The sequence below is a fragment of the Paenibacillus sp. GCM10027628 genome, from assembly GCF_042676385.1.
In the GTDB taxonomy this organism is placed as follows: domain Bacteria; phylum Bacillota; class Bacilli; order Paenibacillales; family NBRC-103111; genus Paenibacillus_E.
Genome location: NZ_JBHTHA010000002.1, coordinates 80,556 through 98,088 on the forward strand (window position 1 = coordinate 80,556; position 17,533 = coordinate 98,088).

At 46.4% G+C, this 17,533-nt stretch carries 18 protein-coding genes, 5 tRNA genes and 1 other RNA gene; 2 read left to right on the plus strand and 22 right to left on the minus strand.

The window, feature by feature from the left end; all coding sequences use genetic code 11:
* Positions 1-39: 39 nt before the first annotated feature.
* From thiI to ACFQZT_RS01670, 10 genes are all read right to left on the minus strand, one after another.
* Positions 40-1,248, minus strand: a complete 1,209-nt coding sequence (gene thiI / locus ACFQZT_RS01625) for a tRNA uracil 4-sulfurtransferase ThiI (protein WP_379295901.1) — start codon at positions 1,246-1,248, stop codon at positions 40-42.
* Positions 1,245-2,423 carry a cysteine desulfurase family protein gene (locus tag ACFQZT_RS01630; RefSeq protein ID WP_379295903.1) on the minus strand — a complete coding sequence of 393 codons (1,179 nt, stop codon included), beginning with the start codon at positions 2,421-2,423 and terminating at the stop codon, positions 1,245-1,247. Before ACFQZT_RS01630 ends, thiI begins: the two co-directional genes overlap by 4 nt.
* A gap of 143 nt (positions 2,424-2,566) precedes the next feature.
* The gene (locus tag ACFQZT_RS01635) at positions 2,567-3,268 is read right to left on the minus strand and encodes a lytic transglycosylase domain-containing protein (RefSeq protein ID WP_379295905.1); all 702 of its coding nucleotides are present in this window, start codon (positions 3,266-3,268) and stop codon (positions 2,567-2,569) included.
* Positions 3,269-3,646: 378 nt separating this feature from the next.
* Positions 3,647-3,717, minus strand: a tRNA-Gly gene (locus tag ACFQZT_RS01640).
* 6 nt (positions 3,718-3,723) lie between these two features.
* Positions 3,724-3,797 (minus strand) — tRNA-Pro (locus ACFQZT_RS01645).
* Between the two features lie 23 nt (positions 3,798-3,820).
* Positions 3,821-3,897 (minus strand) — tRNA-Arg (locus ACFQZT_RS01650).
* Positions 3,898-3,938: 41 nt separating this feature from the next.
* Positions 3,939-4,013, minus strand: a tRNA-Gly gene (locus ACFQZT_RS01655).
* 103 nt (positions 4,014-4,116) lie between these two features.
* Positions 4,117-4,815, minus strand: coding sequence for an AIM24 family protein (locus ACFQZT_RS01660; RefSeq protein WP_379295907.1), 699 nt, complete (start codon positions 4,813-4,815; stop codon positions 4,117-4,119).
* Positions 4,816-4,837: 22 nt separating this feature from the next.
* Complete coding sequence (locus ACFQZT_RS01665) at positions 4,838-5,293, minus strand: coiled-coil domain-containing protein (RefSeq protein WP_379295909.1); 456 nt, start codon at positions 5,291-5,293, stop codon at positions 4,838-4,840.
* A gap of 70 nt (positions 5,294-5,363) precedes the next feature.
* On the minus strand, positions 5,364-5,786 hold the full coding sequence (locus ACFQZT_RS01670) for a GyrI-like domain-containing protein (RefSeq protein WP_379297892.1): 423 nt from the start codon (positions 5,784-5,786) through the stop codon (positions 5,364-5,366).
* A 217-nt stretch (positions 5,787-6,003) separates the two neighbouring features.
* On the opposite strand from ACFQZT_RS01670, the gene ACFQZT_RS01675 reads away from it, so the two are divergent.
* Complete coding sequence (locus ACFQZT_RS01675) at positions 6,004-7,326, plus strand: IS4 family transposase (RefSeq protein WP_379295911.1); 1,323 nt, start codon at positions 6,004-6,006, stop codon at positions 7,324-7,326.
* Between the two features lie 155 nt (positions 7,327-7,481).
* Here ACFQZT_RS01675 and ACFQZT_RS01680 read toward each other — a convergent pair whose 3' ends face one another.
* The 9 genes from ACFQZT_RS01680 to ACFQZT_RS01720 all read right to left on the minus strand — a co-directional run bounded on the left by ACFQZT_RS01680 (position 7,482) and on the right by ACFQZT_RS01720 (position 12,989).
* Entirely contained in the window at positions 7,482-7,616 is a 135-nt protein-coding gene (locus tag ACFQZT_RS01680; RefSeq protein WP_379295913.1) for a hypothetical protein, read from the minus strand.
* Positions 7,617-7,751: 135 nt separating this feature from the next.
* Complete coding sequence (locus tag ACFQZT_RS01685; protein WP_379297894.1) at positions 7,752-8,258, minus strand: ferritin; 507 nt, start codon at positions 8,256-8,258, stop codon at positions 7,752-7,754.
* Between the two features lie 116 nt (positions 8,259-8,374).
* Entirely contained in the window at positions 8,375-8,626 is a 252-nt protein-coding gene (locus ACFQZT_RS01690; protein ID WP_379295915.1) for a DUF1450 domain-containing protein, read from the minus strand.
* Positions 8,627-8,784: 158 nt separating this feature from the next.
* Positions 8,785-8,869: transfer RNA gene (locus ACFQZT_RS01695), tRNA-Leu, on the minus strand.
* A gap of 94 nt (positions 8,870-8,963) precedes the next feature.
* Positions 8,964-10,256 carry a hemolysin family protein gene (locus ACFQZT_RS01700; RefSeq protein ID WP_379297896.1) on the minus strand — a complete coding sequence of 431 codons (1,293 nt, stop codon included), beginning with the start codon at positions 10,254-10,256 and terminating at the stop codon, positions 8,964-8,966.
* A 339-nt stretch (positions 10,257-10,595) separates the two neighbouring features.
* Positions 10,596-11,030 (minus strand): hypothetical protein, encoded by a 435-nt coding sequence (locus ACFQZT_RS01705; protein ID WP_379295917.1) that lies wholly within the window; start codon positions 11,028-11,030, stop codon positions 10,596-10,598.
* A gap of 22 nt (positions 11,031-11,052) precedes the next feature.
* Positions 11,053-11,268 carry a DUF1540 domain-containing protein gene (locus tag ACFQZT_RS01710; protein ID WP_379295919.1) on the minus strand — a complete coding sequence of 72 codons (216 nt, stop codon included), beginning with the start codon at positions 11,266-11,268 and terminating at the stop codon, positions 11,053-11,055.
* A 47-nt stretch (positions 11,269-11,315) separates the two neighbouring features.
* On the minus strand, positions 11,316-12,410 hold the full coding sequence (locus ACFQZT_RS01715) for a glycoside hydrolase family 15 protein (RefSeq protein ID WP_379295921.1): 1,095 nt from the start codon (positions 12,408-12,410) through the stop codon (positions 11,316-11,318).
* Between the two features lie 78 nt (positions 12,411-12,488).
* The gene (locus ACFQZT_RS01720) at positions 12,489-12,989 is read right to left on the minus strand and encodes a YpuI family protein (protein ID WP_379295923.1); all 501 of its coding nucleotides are present in this window, start codon (positions 12,987-12,989) and stop codon (positions 12,489-12,491) included.
* A gap of 182 nt (positions 12,990-13,171) precedes the next feature.
* On the opposite strand from ACFQZT_RS01720, the gene ACFQZT_RS01725 reads away from it, so the two are divergent.
* Positions 13,172-15,040 carry a S8 family peptidase gene (locus ACFQZT_RS01725; protein ID WP_379295925.1) on the plus strand — a complete coding sequence of 623 codons (1,869 nt, stop codon included), beginning with the start codon at positions 13,172-13,174 and terminating at the stop codon, positions 15,038-15,040.
* Positions 15,041-15,166: 126 nt separating this feature from the next.
* Here the strand turns inward: ACFQZT_RS01725 and rnpB are convergent.
* From rnpB to ACFQZT_RS01740, 3 genes are all read right to left on the minus strand, one after another.
* Positions 15,167-15,579, minus strand: an RNA gene (rnpB, locus tag ACFQZT_RS01730) — RNase P RNA component class A.
* A 110-nt stretch (positions 15,580-15,689) separates the two neighbouring features.
* Positions 15,690-16,799 carry a Nif3-like dinuclear metal center hexameric protein gene (locus tag ACFQZT_RS01735; RefSeq protein WP_379295927.1) on the minus strand — a complete coding sequence of 370 codons (1,110 nt, stop codon included), beginning with the start codon at positions 16,797-16,799 and terminating at the stop codon, positions 15,690-15,692.
* Positions 16,775-17,533 (minus strand): tRNA (adenine(22)-N(1))-methyltransferase, encoded by a 759-nt coding sequence (locus tag ACFQZT_RS01740; RefSeq protein WP_379295929.1) that lies wholly within the window; start codon positions 17,531-17,533, stop codon positions 16,775-16,777. Before ACFQZT_RS01740 ends, ACFQZT_RS01735 begins: the two co-directional genes overlap by 25 nt.

Sequence of the window (17,533 nt, forward strand, 5' to 3'; positions counted from 1 at the left end):
AACAAACATACTTGTTTTTTCCGTTTGTTCCACCTGGCATTAGAACAAATGCTGTTCAGCCGCTTCCTTCTTTTCGCTATAAACAATCTGTATGGTTTCCGTTTGCCTTACGGCTTGTTCGATTAGCTCAGGCAGAAAGTCCATGCTATGTTCTAACTTTTCCACCACACGCAGGTTGGGATTTGTGCTGGGCGATGGCGGCAGAAAAAGTGAGCAGCAGTCCTCATAAGGTAATATGGAAATGGGGAACGTACCGATTTTTTCTGCAATTCGAATGATTTCTTGCTTGTCCATCATAATCAATGGCTGCAAGATCGGCAAGGATGCGACGCGGCCAATGACATTCAAACTGGATAATGTCTGACTGGCCACCTGGCCCAAGCTTTCACCGGTAACAAGCGCATCCAGTCCTTCACGCTCTGCTACTTTCTCCGCAATGCGGTACATGGCCCTACGTATCAGGGTGACCAGTAAATTATCTTGGTAAACTCGGTGAATTGAAGTTTGTACGTCGGTAAAGGGCACCAAGTGCAGCTTTATGGAATGCGTATAACCTGAGAGCTGCCGTGCCAGCTCAATCACTTTTTCCTTAGCCCGCTCACTGGTATAGGGGTAGCTGTGAAAATGAATCGCCTCAAGCTCGAGTCCTTTACGCATGGCGAGCCAGCCGGCAACAGGGCTATCGATGCCTCCTGAGAGCATGAGAAGCGCCCTTCCATTCGTACCTAACGGGAAGCCACCTGCCCCCTCAACGACTTCAACATACAGCAGCGCTCTTTCCTCACGCAATTCAACTCTTAATTCAACCTCAGGCTGATGAACATCCACCTGCAGGCCCGGGATCGCTTGAAGCACATACCCTCCTACCAATACATTCATTCGTTGCGAGTCATAAGGAAACGATTTGTTCACTCTTCGAACACTCACTTTAAATGTAGCCGGTTGCTTAGGCAAGGACTGCATCATCCGAAGTGCAAGATCCCGTATAGCATCCAATTCAAGAGGAGCATGATAGGCAGGACTCAAAGACGCCAGTCCAAAAACTTTAAGAAGAGCTGCTGACGCCTCCTCATACGGAGCTCCCCCTAGCTCCACATATACGCGTCCATACTCCGGAATATACCTCAAATCGGGGAAGTCCGCTAATACATTGCGAATTTGCAGCATGACACTTTTCTCAAAACGCCTGCGGTTTCTTCCTTTCAGCGTTAATTCTCCTAAACGTAAAATCATGCAATCCGGTTTCAACTTCGCTTCCCCCTTCTGGCTGATGATGATATAAGCATCGGGGCAAGCTCTTTCACAACTTGCCGTAGTGCTGAAATAAATTGATCCGCATCCACTCCTGTGTGCACATCAGAAAAGCTCACGCGCAGCCCGCTTATCGCCTGCTCGCGACGACAGCCCATCGCCAGCATGACTTGGCTGGGATCCGCTTCCCCAGATGCACATGCAGATTTGGTAGATATATAAATCTCTTTCTGCTCTAAAGCATGGACAACCACTTCGGCTTTCATACCGGGGAAGGCAAAATGCACGATATGCGGAGCAGCTTCCTCTTCCAGCAGCGAGCCCGTAAGCGTTAGCCCCCCAATATCTGCAATCCCTTCGACGATGCGTCGTCTAACTTGGTACATCCGTACCAACTTCGCTTCTAATCCTTCCATCGAGAGCCTTAACGCTTTCGCCATCCCCACAAGAAGGGGAACATTCTCGGTTCCGGACCGAATGCCGTATTCCTGACCTCCGCCGGCAAGTTGCGGCTGCAGCAGAATCCCATCCCTGCGATATAAGAAACCTACGCCCTTTGGTCCCCGAAACTTATGCGCCGACGCACTGAACAGATCAATACGCCACTCTTTCGGGCGAAAAGGCAGCTTGGCTATCGCTTGAACCGCATCGACATGGAAAACTATTTTGGGATAATTAGCCAGCATCTTGCCGATTTCTTGAATTGGCTGAATGCTGCCTACTTCATTATTGACATACATGACACTGATCAGAATTGTTTCATCGTCTAACGATTCCCGAAGCGCTTCCAGGCTAACAATCCCCCTGTTATCAACGGGTAAATAAGTAACACGGAACCCCTCTTGTTCAAGTTGCCGGAATACTTCCAGAACAGAAGGATGCTCAATTGCCGTTGTGATCAGATGTTTGCCGCGATTCCTGTACTTATAGGCTGCACCTTTGATGGCAAGATTATTGCTTTCTGTGCCGCATGAAGTGAATATGATTTCACTTGCCATTACGCCGAATGCTCCTGCCAGCACTCCTTTGGAACTTTGCAGCAGCTTCTCGGCTTGCAAGCCGAGTCTATGTATCGAGGACGGATTGCCGTAGTGCAGCTTCATGACCTCGGCTATGACGTCAATCACTTCTTCATATGGCGGAGTTGTCGCCGCGTTATCGAAATAAAGCATTTGTTATAAGTCTCCTCTATCTTGCGCACATCTAGCAATATATGTCTTTCATCATTAAAGCCTAAATTCAAGACGAACTCAAGCTTCTTTCCAAAAAAATAAAAAGCCGATCCCGTGATATGAACGGAAATCAGCCATTAATTCTATAGTGAGTAGCTCATCTTATAACCGAGCACTTTATTCACATAAGCCTGGGTCTCATTGGGCAGTAAATGGAGTTTATTCGCTAAATCTTGATCGTTTCGTATACCTAGGCGATCAACGCGATTGGGTCCCGCATTGTATGCGGCCAGTGCAACCCCCTCGTTGCCATTGTATTTCTTGAGTAAATTGCTAAGAAAATGCGTACCCGCATTTACATTTTGCTCGGGGTCATAGGGGTTCGTCACGCCAAATCCGCTGCCGGTTCCATCCATAAGCTGCATTAAGCCTTTGGCGCCAGCCGAGGACACCGCATGATGGTTAAAATCCGACTCTTGCTGAATGACCGCTTTCACAAGCGATGCATCCACCCCGTAACGTTTGCTGGCCGTTTCAATAAGATCATCGAATTGCGAGGAAGAAGCTGCCTTGCTCGTCGATTGCAGTGGGGTGTATGATCTATTCAATGCCGTTAATGAACTTGGAATTTTCCCGGTTGTTTGGCCCATCATGGAGGACAACAGATCTTGTTTGTCATTGCTGCCGCCTGACGATGCTTGTCCCATAATGGTCTCCAACAGTGCGCCAAAATCACCTGAATCATCAGCACCTGTTGTTGACGTATCGCCAGACAATAAGCTCATCTTATTCATTAGCTGAAGCTGCAGCAATTCTTTCATGACTCTAGGATCAATGCTGTTCATTTGGGTCCTCGTTTCTGTCTAAGTAGTCGTTGTTTCCATTGTACACGTTTTGAGCCCTGGCGACTATCCCTAATTTAAATAAAAAGGAGCAGCCTACCGGCAATATCATTAAGTTAAGGCGCAGGGCTAAAATCAAAAAAAGAGCAGGTTATCGAAGAGANATCACCTTTACGGTGATCTTTTTCTTTAAGCGGGTGATGGGAATACTCCAAATTCTCATTAACATGCTTCCTACGGAAGCAACTAGCGGTAAATTTGGACGCGCGTCCTACTCTGGTTTTTTCTACGATGCCTTCACGGACGGTCGAACCCTCCGTGGGTTCTCTTCCCTTCCCGCCATAACAAAAAAGATCACCTTTACGGTGATCTTTTTCTTTAAGCGGGTGATGGGAATCGAACCCACGCTACCAGCTTGGAAGGCTGGAGTTCTACCATTGAACTACACCCGCGCGTTATCGGGACGACACGATTTGAACATGCGACCCCCTGCTCCCAAAGCAGGTGCTCTACCAAGCTGAGCTACGTCCCGATGTTATTTTGCTTTTCTAAAAATGGCGTGCCCAGAGAGATTCGAACTCCCGACCTTTTGATTCGTAGTCAAACGCTCTATCCGGCTGAGCTATGGGCACACACCTGATGTTGAAGCCGTTAGAGAGCTTCATAAAAATAATGGAGCGGAAGACGGGATTCGAACCCGCGACCCTCGCCTTGGCAAGGCGATGCTCTACCCCTGAGCCACTTCCGCATGTATCCTACATCTTGTCTCTCCGTTGATGTTTCTCAGAGGCGACAATGAATAATATATCAGGATATGAGCATAAATGCAAATGTTTTTTTCTGCTAATTTTTTATTTGATAAAAACACCGCCAAATGGCAATATCTCCCGAGCAATTCGCCGCAATAAACTATCGCTTTTCATATGCTCATCGAGGTGACGATCAGGCTTGCATGGCTGAAGGAGCACCCTCCCGACTCCCATCATTTCCCACTGGTAATTCATGTGCTGGCTTGCCAGCGTATTGCCGTACACCGATAAACGCAAGCTAGTGTTGCGGGGATAAGCTACGAGACAACTGGCATCGACGAATATCGGCTGCTTGGGATCTAGATCAACCTGGTAGATGGGCCCTGCCGTTAGAAGTCCCAGTTTCCCCGGCCCCTGAAATTGCATTTTCACTAAATCTTTCGTAATAAGCGTATTTTTGACACTCTGTATGTGAGAGGTAAACGTGACACCTTCCGAATAAAACAGAACATGGCGAAACTCGTAAAGCAAATCGTCCTGAGCCTCTACAGGCACAACAACCATACTATACCCTTCCGGAATTCCAAGCATAAAACGTGCCGGTCCATAAATACGCGCTTGCAAAAGACGTTTTTTCCGGTACATACTTGGCAGCCTCATCAAAGAATCCTCGCGCTGCTCTGACCTCCCTTGAAAAGCGACAATCTGGTTCGGATGCAGCACATAAGCTGATTCTTCAGGACCTACCACGAAAGTAGCCAATCGCCCGTGCAAATCTGCATGTTCGAAAAATACGTCCATCCTGCATCCCTCCAGCGCCTATTCATTGTGTATGGTGTTTCTTCCTTCGCCAAACGATTAATCGAAGCACACGCCCAAATATAAAATAAAAGATAAGTAATCCCGCCGCGGTCGCCACGGTATACGTGATTTTTCGATTGCGGGCTTCTTTGTCCAATGCCAACTGCTCCATCGTCTTCAATCGCTCTTGTAAAAGCTCATTTTCTTTTTGGAGCGCCTGATTTTGATCGATCAGTCGATTCTCCGTCTCTTGCGAGCGGGCTACCGCTTCAGAAAGCTTGTCCTTTTGCTCTTCCAGTTGCTGCTTCGTCGACTCATAATCTTTCTGTATCTGTTCTACATTATCAGGAAGTTGATAGATCTCTTTAACCCGATCCAGCCAGTTTGCATGAACGGGGGCAGCGGGCGCTGTAAGGCCCAGTGATACAATGACTGTTAAAACGATTGGTCCGATCCACAAGCCTTTACGGGCACCCATCTTCATCCCTCCGCGGTTATACGACATGTTCTTTTATTTTATCGCAAAAACCGCTCTACAGCCACTACAGCTACTCTACAGGGTATCGCAAAATTGTTTTCATCTTTGCCGGTTCCACCTTCCTAGGGTCGGATAAATAGATTTCATGGTGCTTTCCAACTTGACTTAAGCCATGCTCTTCCATATAAGATTGAATTCGCTGAACGGTTTCCGGCTCCGTGGAGTATGGACCTACATGCAGCATTTGCACGCACTTTCCTTCGGAAATCTTTTCATATGTGATCTTTTGCAGTTCGTCGAGTTCTTTTTTCTTGGATCCTGCAATTTGACGTGCAGCTTCCACGATTTCAACGTTAACGTATTCAGGCAATCTAATCATCAATTTCCAGTTCCATAGCTCTCTTGCAACCTCCATGGCATCCTGCTCTCCATCTACCCACCAGAGCCCCTCCAGCTTCGCTACGGTAAAGTCTTGACTATTTTTCTTACAGATCCCTTTGACACTGTACGCGAGCGTGTAGAGCGCTTCTGTGGCGTATGCAAAAGCGGATCCATTCGGGCAATATCATTAAGTTAAGGCGCAGGGCTAAAATCAAAAAAAGAGCAGGTTATCGAAGAGATAGCCCGCTCTTTTTTTTGCATGAAAAAGAACTTGACAAGCAGTTGGAAATATGTGGCGAAGCCCCTTGAAAAACGAGGAGGTTACGCCAATGAATGAGTACGCGAATTCGCTAAAAGAAACGCTGACATCCCTCATACGAGAAATGTCAGCGCTACCCGCACCTTATGTCAAAAACCCTGAAAAAGATTTTACCCGAAAGAAAAAGCTGCCCTTTGAAACGGTTATGCAACTTCTGATCTCAATGGGCGGTAACAGCATCTATAAGGAACTCTTGGAATCGCAGGGCTATGACGTAAACACCGCAACCACTTCTGCTTTTGTTCAGCAGAGGCATAAAATCCTGCCATCTGCTGTAGAATTCTTGTTCCACAAATTTACGCAGTCGTATACGGATATCAAGGACTACCGAGGGTATCGATTACTTGCCATTGACGGTTCGGATTTGCATATCGCAACTGACCCTGAGGACGCAGACACCTATTTTCAAAGTCAACCGAACACGAAAGGCTATAACCTTCTGCATTTAAATGTAACCTACGACTTGTGCAACAGACTTTATGTTGATGCCATTGTTCAGCCACGAAGGTTGTCTAACGAAGGAAGGGCACTAGCAGATATGGTTGATGGTTCTCCCATTAAAGACAAAACCATTGTTATTGCCGATAGAGGTTATGAAAGTTATAACAATTTCGCGCATATTGAGCGCAAAGGATGGAACTATGTCATACGGGTAAAGGATTTGGATTCCAGTGGTATTCTTTCGGGCTTGCGTTTGCCCTCTAGCGGAGAGTTTGATAGGGACGTTCATCTCACACTCACAAAAAAACAAACCAAAGAGGTCAAGGCTCGTCCCGAAATGTACAAGTTCGTCCCTGCCACATCTACATTTGATTTTTTGGATTTGCATGAGAACATGTTTTACCCGATTTCCTTTCGGGTTGTTCGCTTTCTCTTGCCTAGTGGCGCTTATGAAACCGTCATTACGGATCTTTCTGCCGCTGATTTCTCACCAGAGGAACTTAAGTCCATTTATAACATGCGATGGGGCATTGAAACCTCTTTCAGAGCATTAAAATACACCGTCGGTCTTACGAATTTTCACGCAAAGAGACAAGAGTCCATCATCCAAGAGATTTTCGCAAGAATGATTATGTACAATTTCGCTGAAATGATGACCTCGCACGTCGTCATTTCCCAAATGGATAAACAGCACCACTACCAAGTCAACTTCACGGTTGCCGTTTACGTTTGTAGACATTTCCTGCGCTCACGCGGCGATGGACCTCTGCCCGATGTTGAAGCACTGATTCGAAAAAACATTTTGCCGATTCGACCCATTCGCCCAGGGCAGCAGAATACGCGCAAAATCCGCTCGAAATCATCTGTTAGCTTCGTCTACAGAGTAGCATAATTCATTTCACATGACCATTTTTTTAGCGGATATTCCATCCGTTTGTTTACTGTGCGCTTTTTTCCATATTTACATAAAAAAACAAACGGCATAGGGGCTTTTTCCCATGCCGTTTCGGATCCGTCTTTATTCCGTGTTTTGTCTTTGAACTTAACTTAATGATATTGTCCATTCGGGTCCCCTTTTCCGACAATCGTGACATACGAAATAGGATCAAATTCGACAAGTTGTGGATGCGTGGGGGCCGTGTAATAAGATTTGTGCAGCTTAGCTAAATCAATTTTACTCATGAATCCACCTCCATATTTGGTTTAATTTTATAAAAGGAATACTGACAACTGTGCGTCAGTGAATACAAAAAAAGCTTATCTTCTCACATTTTGTGAGTTCAGATAAGCTCTTATTTTCAAATATTTATTAATGAATTATTCCGCTGCTGGAGGCGTAAACGTACGTTGTGCGAACTCAGTATCCAACATAAAGAATGCGTTGCTATCCTGGTCGATACGCTTAAGCTTGTTAATAATGCTGTCGAACATCGCTTCTTCCTCTACCTGCTCATCAATAAACCATTTCAAAAAATGCATCGTTGCATGCTCTCTGTCATTTAACGCCAAATCCGAAAGATGGTAAATACGTCGCGTTACTTCCTGCTCATGCTTGAAAGCATGCTCAAAGGCATCCAGGATAGATCTGTATTGATTCACAGGCGTGTCCATCCCTGCAAAAGATACTTTTTTCCCGCGGTCATTAATAAACTTAAAAATTTTCATCGCATGAAAACGTTCTTCTTCCGCTTGAACAATAAAAAAATTCGAAAAACCATCCAAGCTTTCTGCTGCACAATAACCGGCAATAGCCATATAGACGTGCGCGGAGTAAAATTCATAGTTCATCTGCTCATTCAGAGCTTCAGTCAGTGTATCGTTCAACATCTGTGCACACACCTTTCAGTTCGGTTATCTTGGTCGCATTCCTTATACATACAAGATTACCAGAACTGCCCCAAGAAATACAAACGGTAAAAGCAACTTCAGCAGATCCACATTCATATCATCACGCTATCTGCTCGCGATTCGGCAATAATTTGCTTCAGTTGCGCATATAAGATATCAGGAGAAGCTGCACATAAAAGTTCTTTTTTGCCTATCATGGCAATGCATTCTTTTTTGCAATGTTTGCAGTTGCCCAAACAATCTTTTTTCTTTTGCTTAATATCCGGGTATTCCTCTTTCAAGGATTTATATATTTGTTTCGACCCAAATTTTTCATTTCTACAGCAATATTTAATCGTTTTCATTGATCCACTCTCCGCACCCAGGCTGATGCTGCTACCCTGATATTAATGATAATAATTATCAATGTCAATGAAAAAAAGTGAATGCTTGTCTTCGACCTAGAAAAAGCAAAAAAGCTCTCTTTCATCCTATTAGAAGGATAAAAGAAAGCTTTCTATGATGCGGTCAAGAGGACTCGAACCTCCACGGGGGGTTAGCCCACACGGACCTGAACCGTGCGCGTCTGCCAATTCCGCCATGACCGCAAACTACAAAGTGAGCCATGTAGGACTCGAACCTACGACACCCTGATTAAAAGTCAGGTGCTCTACCAANAGCCTACCGGCGCTCCTTTTCAACTTATGAGATGTTTTGCTCCAGCATCTCGTTGTGTTCCATATTTTTTCGGACGGTCACCCTTGAGATCCTCAGATGATCGGTTTCCTCCACAATAAACATCAACTCGTCGTTATACATGACTTGCTGATTTTTGCTTGGCGGAATCTCGATTTGCGAGTAAATCCAGCCGCCGATCGTATCGTAATCATCGGATTCGATATCGACGCCGAAGTAATCATTCACTTCGTCGATTAGCAGCAGCCCGTCAATGGAAAAGGTGTTATCATCTTTCATCTCAATCGTCGGGCGCTCTTCATCAAACTCGTCTTGAATCTCCCCGACGATTTCTTCCATAATATCTTCAAGCGTGACAAGACCTGAAGTACCGCCGTATTCGTCAATCAGAAGCGCCATTTGGCTTTTCCGTTTCTGCATCATTTTCAGCAAATCACTAATATGAATAGAGTCCGGGACCGTTGTAATCGGTCGAATAATTTTTTTAATTCCTTTAAGATTAGCATCCGGTTTTAACAGGTCTTTGATATGGACGAAGCCAATAATATTGTCTTTGTCCGGATCGCATACCGGGTAACGCGTTCGCATTTCTTTGATAGCGATCGCAAGGTTTTCGGAGAAAGAGAGTCCGGCATATATACATTCCATTTCAGTTCTTGGAATCATAATTTCCTTGGCTGTTGTCTCTGCGAAATCAAATATATTATCAACAAGCGTGAGCTCTGTGTTATCGATAAGTCCATTTTTATGGCTTTCTTTCATCAGCACTCGAATTTCTTCTTCCGTATGAGCGGATTCATGCTCGGTCGTCGGTTCAATGCCGGCACGACGCAGCATCCAATTGGAAATTCCATTCAAGCACCAGATAAAAGGGTACATGACTTTGTGAAATACAATCATGGGACCTGAAGAGATAAGCGTAATCTGCTCCGCTTTCCGAATCGCATATGTCTTGGGAAACTGTTCGCCAAGTGTAATATGGAGCGTCGTCATGAGTGAGAAAGCAATCAGGAACGTAATGGTATGAAATACCGAATCCGGCATGTTCAACGGTGCAAAGAGCGGTTCCAATATTTTGGCAAAGGTCGGTTCCCCAACATAACCAAGTCCTAGAGAAGTAAGCGTAATACCGAGCTGACAAGCTGATAAATAGGCATCCAAATTGTTCATAATGCCCTTTGCGAATTTAGCGTTGCGATTGCCTTCTTCGGCGAGAGAGTCGATGCGGCTGCCTCTGACTTTCACCATCGCGAATTCGGCTGCGACAAAAAATCCGTTTAATAAAACCAAGCCAAGCATTAATAAAAAACTGATCAACGTTTCCGGTAAAGGATCCTCCAATACCTTACCTATCCCCTCGAAATGCAATAATCGCATCGGGAGAGTAGGTACACCTCCCTTAAAAGTCAATTTAAATAGTAAATATCACTTTTCATTATATAATAATACTTTAAGCAATCAAAGGTGCGTTTATGACTCCTGACGCCAAAAAGTACGAGCAAACGGGAGCATTGTGGGTAAAATGGGGCAACAACGGTGGCTTACCCGTGAATAATCCCTCTTTGACCCGAATAACCCGATTTTTCCTAAAAAAAAGAAAACAAGCCGATTTCTCGGCTTGCACGAATTCACATTCGATTAAGCATAATACGGAACTAACAAGAAATAAGCCGCGACAGCGATTAACCCAAGCGCGATGGACCAAGAGCCCAAAGCTTTGTTACCAAGAAAGAAAGCAATCACGCCTAGGATGACCCCTGAGATGCCCAATAAAACAGGCCAGACAAAAAGGGAGGCCAACGCAACGAACAGGGCTATGTAGCCGACTGCTTTATTGCGCGTTACCATATCTACCAATTCATCGATCTCTTCATCGCTTACTTCTTCTGTTTGCGAAACACGTTTTTTTGCTTTAGCAAGCCGGTATGAATCAGCGAAAGTGACTTTCCTCGGGGGAACAGCAATTTCCGCCGCATACTCTTCTTTGGTATTCATACCGCTTTCGAGCCGGAGTTGTTCTTGTTGGAAACGTTTCTTCTTGGCTTTGCCCGATGAGACGTTGTCTTTTTTCATGATGCCTCCATGTTGCTCGAAGCTATTTACTTTTTTTCAGTTCAAATGTGTGACAGCAAGTGCTGGCTGCCTTCTTCGCAGCGTCTTGGTGCTGCGTATCAAACGATTCACCGGCAAATTCCTCATTGTAATTCGCATTCGCATGCTGATCAACTTCGATCATAATTGTACCTGCGTTGCAGTTGTTGCCTTGCGCCCAGTATTCGCAATTGGCGACTGCACATTTCACATCCGGCATAATGATCACCCCTTTAACAATTTGCCCGCTCCCGGGGTGACCTATTCTTATTTGAGTTTGTTAGATAGCACCAAGAACATCGCTTGCGACCATAAGAGAGGCAGTGCAGGTTCGCCCCATTTGGAAAGCCATTCGTTATAAACGGAAGGATTTCTAAGGTTGTCCGCAACCTGTTCAGGAAGCCTGCCGAGGGAGTCCGCTTTGCTAAGGATCCATTCCAAGCAGCGCAATGCCTCTTTTCGATCGCCTGTTTCCGCCTTAAACCACCCATACCACGCGGTCAAAATCAGCCATTCCCCGCCGCCATAATAGCTATCCGCCGGATAACGCTGAATTCCACCGTGCTTCAAATCGCGTTCAATAGCTTGTACGGTACGCTGCATAATCGGGTCTGTCGGTTCTAGCACCGCAAAAGGAACGGCAAGCCAAAGCAAGCTTGTATCCACGTCAGGCAAGACCGGTTGCCAAACTTCATTTATGCATTGAATCGATTTTACGAGGCGGCCATCCTTGACTGCGTGGTCCAATATAAATTGTTTGATTTGTCCGGCTCTCTCGATTAACGGTTTGCGCTGCTCCAATTCACCTAAAGCCTTAAGTCCACCATACACGCAAGCCAAGGTAGCTGGGTGAACATAATCAGGAAACTCTTCCCAGCAATCGAAATTCGGGTAATGCCAGAAAGTCATCAAATAATCTACTGTAATTTCGATACTTTCCCTTAGCTCTTGTAGAAGAGAGTATTTCTTAGTTGTTCGCACATGCTCTGTTAATCCCCACAGCCAAGTCCCGTAACCATCCAATTGAAAATGTCCCCACTCCGAATTATCCGCTCTGCCGTCCAAATGATACCTGGTTCCCAGAAACTCTCCGCGGTCGATCCATTCCTTTCGTTCATGCTTGCCGATAAGCTTATCTACAGTATTTCTCTTGTCGCAGAGCACACGATTCACCCAGTGATAGAACTGCTCTGCACTATCCGATTCTCCGGCCTGATCCATGGCGTAGGCAATAAATGTTCCATCCCGCAGCCAACTGTATGTATAGTGGGTAAATAGTGGAGATGCTGCATAGCCTCCTCGAGGATGCTGATTCAATTTGATGATGGTAATGCTGTCAGCAGCTAATTGTTTACGATCCATAAACATGCCTCCTAAAAGAAAAGAGATGCAACTGATGTCGCATCCCTTACTTGTCATTTTGTCATGAATGAGTAACGATTATACCTTTTCGCCTTGCATACGACGCTGAGTAATGTAGTCCGTTTCATAGTAGGCCAAATCTTCACGAAGCTCCTCGAACACTTTGGAAAGCTCGATCGTCAGATCGCGCACTTCGCGTGAAGGCTTTTTGCGGAAACGGATCGCATCCTGCCCTGTATAGGCATAGCGGCCATCTTCGGAATAACATTCATTTTTAGGATAAAAAAATGTATTGACGCATGTATGATACACTTCATACAAAGCTTTTTCTGAAAAATCAACATTAAATGTCGGACGTCGCAAGCAAACCCCTAATTTTTCATAAGCGACTTCACAAAATACAAGCAAGTGGCGTGTATCTTGCAAATAGCCTCTGTAAAACTCATCCATTGCCGGGTCATTCTCAACATTTAATTGAGATAGCGAATGTTGATTCAGAAACAGCTCCATTTTGGCAGTTGTTTCTTTTAGTTTGGTACGAGTAGAATCACAAATATTTTTGACATTAAAAACAGCCATGCATGAAGACCTCCTCTAATTGCGCTATTCCTATCCTACCATAAAATAACCTGAAAAGGTATAAGCAAAACTCCAGTCCTGATGCATAAAACTATCCTCTGCACCTAACCCTACTAGGAGAGCGTCGGTTTATAATCCAAACAAAGAGTTTTGAACGGATAATACGCGAGGAGGCGTGTTTCATGTGGCGTTATGTATGTTCTTTCTTTGTTGTTCTGGGCTTAGGAATTTTCTTGCTTGCGGATAGACCGAAATACAACAACCCACCTGGTCCCGAAGTCAACAGTGTCAAGTATGAGACCGCCGGTAAACAAGTGCTTCTTCAACAAGATGTGAAGATTACCGATGATCTGTGCAGAAGTCAATGTTCACTTGATTTTATGAAAATGATTGGACGAATCGAGGCCGGCGAGCCTGTGGATCAAGTATTAAAAGCCATGAAATCGGGGCATGAGAAAATGGACGTCTTAATTTGGTCCAAAAAACAGCAGTCCCTGGAGCAAGGCATTCAATCAGGTCAAATGCAAACCCCTTATAAGGACCAAGCTACTGCATACATGAAGGAAGCGAAAGCGGCAGCAGAAGCAGGCAAGCATTATCAATCACCCCAATTCGGTCAAGGCCAGCATGTATATTTCGTGCTTGGAGTTCCTTCAGAGAAAGCAGAGGGTTCGCTAGTCGGTGTGATTCATCAAGATATTCTTCATCAAGTAGCCGAACATCAGCGCAAAAATCTGCGCCTTGAACCGTATCCGAATGAAAATCGATGGAAAGTCGAATCTGTTGATACGGACACGCTAAAGGATAAAGCCGTAAATCACCCCGAAGATAATCAGGGAACGAGCCATTACCACCAAAATGAAATTGTGGTTCGCTTTAATCACGATCCTACGAATACGGAGTTAACGCAAATTAAAAATGAGATCAAGGCCAATTCCGTACAAAAATTAGGCTATACGTATGTATTCCGAACGGATGGGATGGAAGCGAAGCAGTTAATGGCCTATTTCAAAAAATGGGATGTTTCATATGTAGAGCCTCATTTTTTATATTTAACGAATAGTTATTACGATGACACTACAAACGATAGTAGTTGGGCGGATTATTTTAGCAGAACCCAGGATAAAAACACGACAGAATCTACGCCAATCAGTCAAAATTTCACGCCAAATGATAATTTGTACGGCAAATATCAATGGAATTTACCTTTAATCGAAACCGTACAAGGCTGGCAAGTGAATCGTGGAGCTAGTGACGTGGTCGTTGGCGTTGTCGATACGGGAGTCGATTTAGCGCATCCTGATCTTCAGGGACAGCTGCTGCCCGGCTATAATGTGATTAGCGGCGACGACAAGCCGCAGGATGATGTTGGACACGGCACGCACGTTGCAGGGGTAATCTCTGCACTAGTCAATAACAATCTGGGTGTAGCAGGAATGACCTGGTACAACAAAGTTCTGCCTGTCAAAGTATTGGATCAAACGGGAGCCGGCAGCACCTACTCTGTTGCGCAAGGCATCATCTGGGCAACGGATCACGGAGCCAAGGTCATTAACCTCAGCCTTGGTAATTACGCGGATTCCAGCTTCCTCCATGATGCAATTAAATATGCTTATAATAAAGACGTCGCAATCATCGCCGCCAGCGGCAATGATAATACGGAAAGACCAGGTTACCCTGCCGCTTATCCGGAAGTATTTGCTGTAGCCGCTACGGATTCGGAAAATAAAAAAGCGCCTTTTTCCAATTATGGCGACTACATCGCTGTTGCTGCACCAGGTGTTAGTATTGCAAGCACGTATCCGAACAATCAATATGCAGCCTTATCAGGTACATCCATGGCTAGTCCCCATGTGACCGCCTTGGCCGCCTTGATTCGTTCAACGAATCCCGCGCTTAAGAACACCGAAGTATACGATATAATGAGACAATCGGCTCAAGATTTAGGTGATCCAGGCCGGGACAAGTACTTTGGCTTCGGACTGATTGATGTGGTTAAAGCGGTACAGAAAGCGCAGCAAACCAAAGCTTCCAGCACCGCTCAACCTTAAAATATCAAGCATCATATTCAACGAAAATGCGTTCAAGACTACCCCTATGGGTCAGCCTTGAACGCATTTTTTTTCAAATCAAATTAAATACCCGCAAGGCGCGAAGCCATGCGGGTAACCGACAGTATGGAAAGTTTGCCGTAAGCCGGGTTCTGTACTTCCAGTGGTCATAACGGGCGTCTGCTCCCCTGCCACCATTGAAGCGACAATCATCTATCTAGGCCATACATTGCTGCACAGCTCAAGCGACCAACCCGAACGCGTCTCGGGCAAAGACTGCCGCTTCGAGAGCGGCTAGCGTTCCTCTAGGTCTTGCTCCAAGTGGGGTTTACCAGGATCTATGTCACCATAGAACCTCGTGGTCTCTTACACCACGGTTCCACCCTTGCCTGTGCGTGCATGAAGCACGCCATCGGCGGTCCATTTCTGTGGCACTATCCTTCAACTCGCGTTGACTGGACGTTATCCAGCACCCTGCCCTATGGAGCCCGGACTTTCCTCTCGCGTGTCACCACGCCAGCGATTGTCTGTCAAACTTTCCGATGCATTTGCTAGTATACAAGGAATGTGCGCGAAATACAACTACTGATCGCTTCCTCCATTTCCAGCGGTCCTTCGAATTCATACAGGAGGCTCTAGTTGTCTCGCCCTAAAGAAACTGAAAAGGCTCGGTATTGACTTCAGACGCGACAACTTGCGTGTCCGTCTTCGCTAGCTGCGCGGCGAGATATTCGGCCACGCCGCGCTTCATAATCTTTTCGACGTTGTGCCCGACGTCGATCAAAGCAATTCCCGCCGCAAGCGCATCATGCGCGGTGTGGTAGTCGATGTCGCCAGTGACCAGCACATCGGCGCCGGCAAACATGGCGTGCCGCATATAGCGGCCGCCAGAGCCGCCCAGCACGGCCACCTTGCGGATGGGCCGTGCCAGATCGCCGACGACGCGCACCACCGGCACGTCGAAGACCTGCTTCGCGAGCTCGGTCAGCTCGCGGAGCGTCATGGCCGCGGGCAGCTTGCCCGCGCGGCCGAGGCCGAACACTCTACCCTTGAGGTCCATCGGGTAGAGGTCATAGGCCACCTCCTCGTAGGGGTGGGCCTTCAGCATCGCCTGAACCGCCTTGCGCTGCGCGCTGGCGGTTACGATCGTCTCCACGCGTACTTCCTGTACGCGTTCGAGCTTGCCTGCTTCCCCGATATACGGGTGCGTCCCTTCCTGCGGCTGGAACGTGCCCGTGCCGGGGATGTTGAAGCTGCAGTGGCTGTATTGCCCGATCCACCCCGCTCCCGCGGCGAATAGGGCGTCCAGCACCTGTTGGTGATGCGTCTCAGGGACGAACACTACCAACTTCTGCAGCTTTTCCGTATGCACGTCTTCAAGATGGGTCAGGTCGGTTAAACCAAGGGACTGCGCCATCATGTCGTTAATGCCGCCTTCCGCGACATCCAGATTGGTGTGCGCGATATAAACGGCGATATCGTGCTTGATCAGTTTTTCATAAAGGCGGCCAGCAGGCGTATCTGTCTGCAGATGCGCAAGCGGGCGAAAAATAATCGCATGATGCGCGATAATGAGGTTCGCACCGACACGAATCGCTTCTTCAACGACTTCGTCGGTCACATCCAGCGCCACAAGGACCTTTTGGATTTCCTTTTGCAAAGATCCGAGCTGCAAACCAATCTTATCGTCAGGCATTGCGTAATGTTTCGGTGCGAGCTGTTCAAACAGCTGAATTACCGTCTGTCCTTTTGCAAACATGCAAGCACCTCCTTGATTTCACGAATTTCATTCGTTATTTGCTCCGCTTTGGCTTTAGAAGCCTCTGCTGTTGAACGTGACAACTGCGTCTCGATCATCGAAAGCTTCTCCAGCTCGCTCTCCCATTTGCGGAACCAAACGTCCGGAGCTTCCTTCATCAAAAAGGGGCCCATAAGCAAAAGACGTTCTTTATCAATGGTCTTCTCTCCTGGCAATCGCAGATCTTGATATAAGGCTTCAAGTATTACCTTATTTTTTGCAGGAGCAGCCGTCAATATTTCATAAATTTTGCCATCTTCTTCCAAAATCGTCTCAGATTCAAGGAGCCAACTTTGTTCATCCAACCAACGGCGAACTTGATCTTCGCCGACATTCGGCTGCAAAATCAATTTCCTGACGCCTTTTAGTTTATCTTTGCCCGCTTCCAAAATGCTGGCCATCAAGCTTCCGCCCATACCGGCAATCGTAATGACGTCGACTTCACCCGGTTCAATAACAGCAAGTCCATCGCCTGACCGGACACTAATTTTGGCGGACAATCCGCTCTCCAAAACCTGCCTTGTCGCAGCTTCAAAAGGCCCGGGATTCACTTCACCGGCGACAGCAAAAGTTATGATGCCGCTCTGTGCTAAATAAGTCGGGAGCAAAGCGTGATCTGAGCCAATATCCGCAATTCGAGTGCCCTTTGGCACCCGGTCTGCTATCATTTGAAGTCTTTTCGATAATTTCACCAT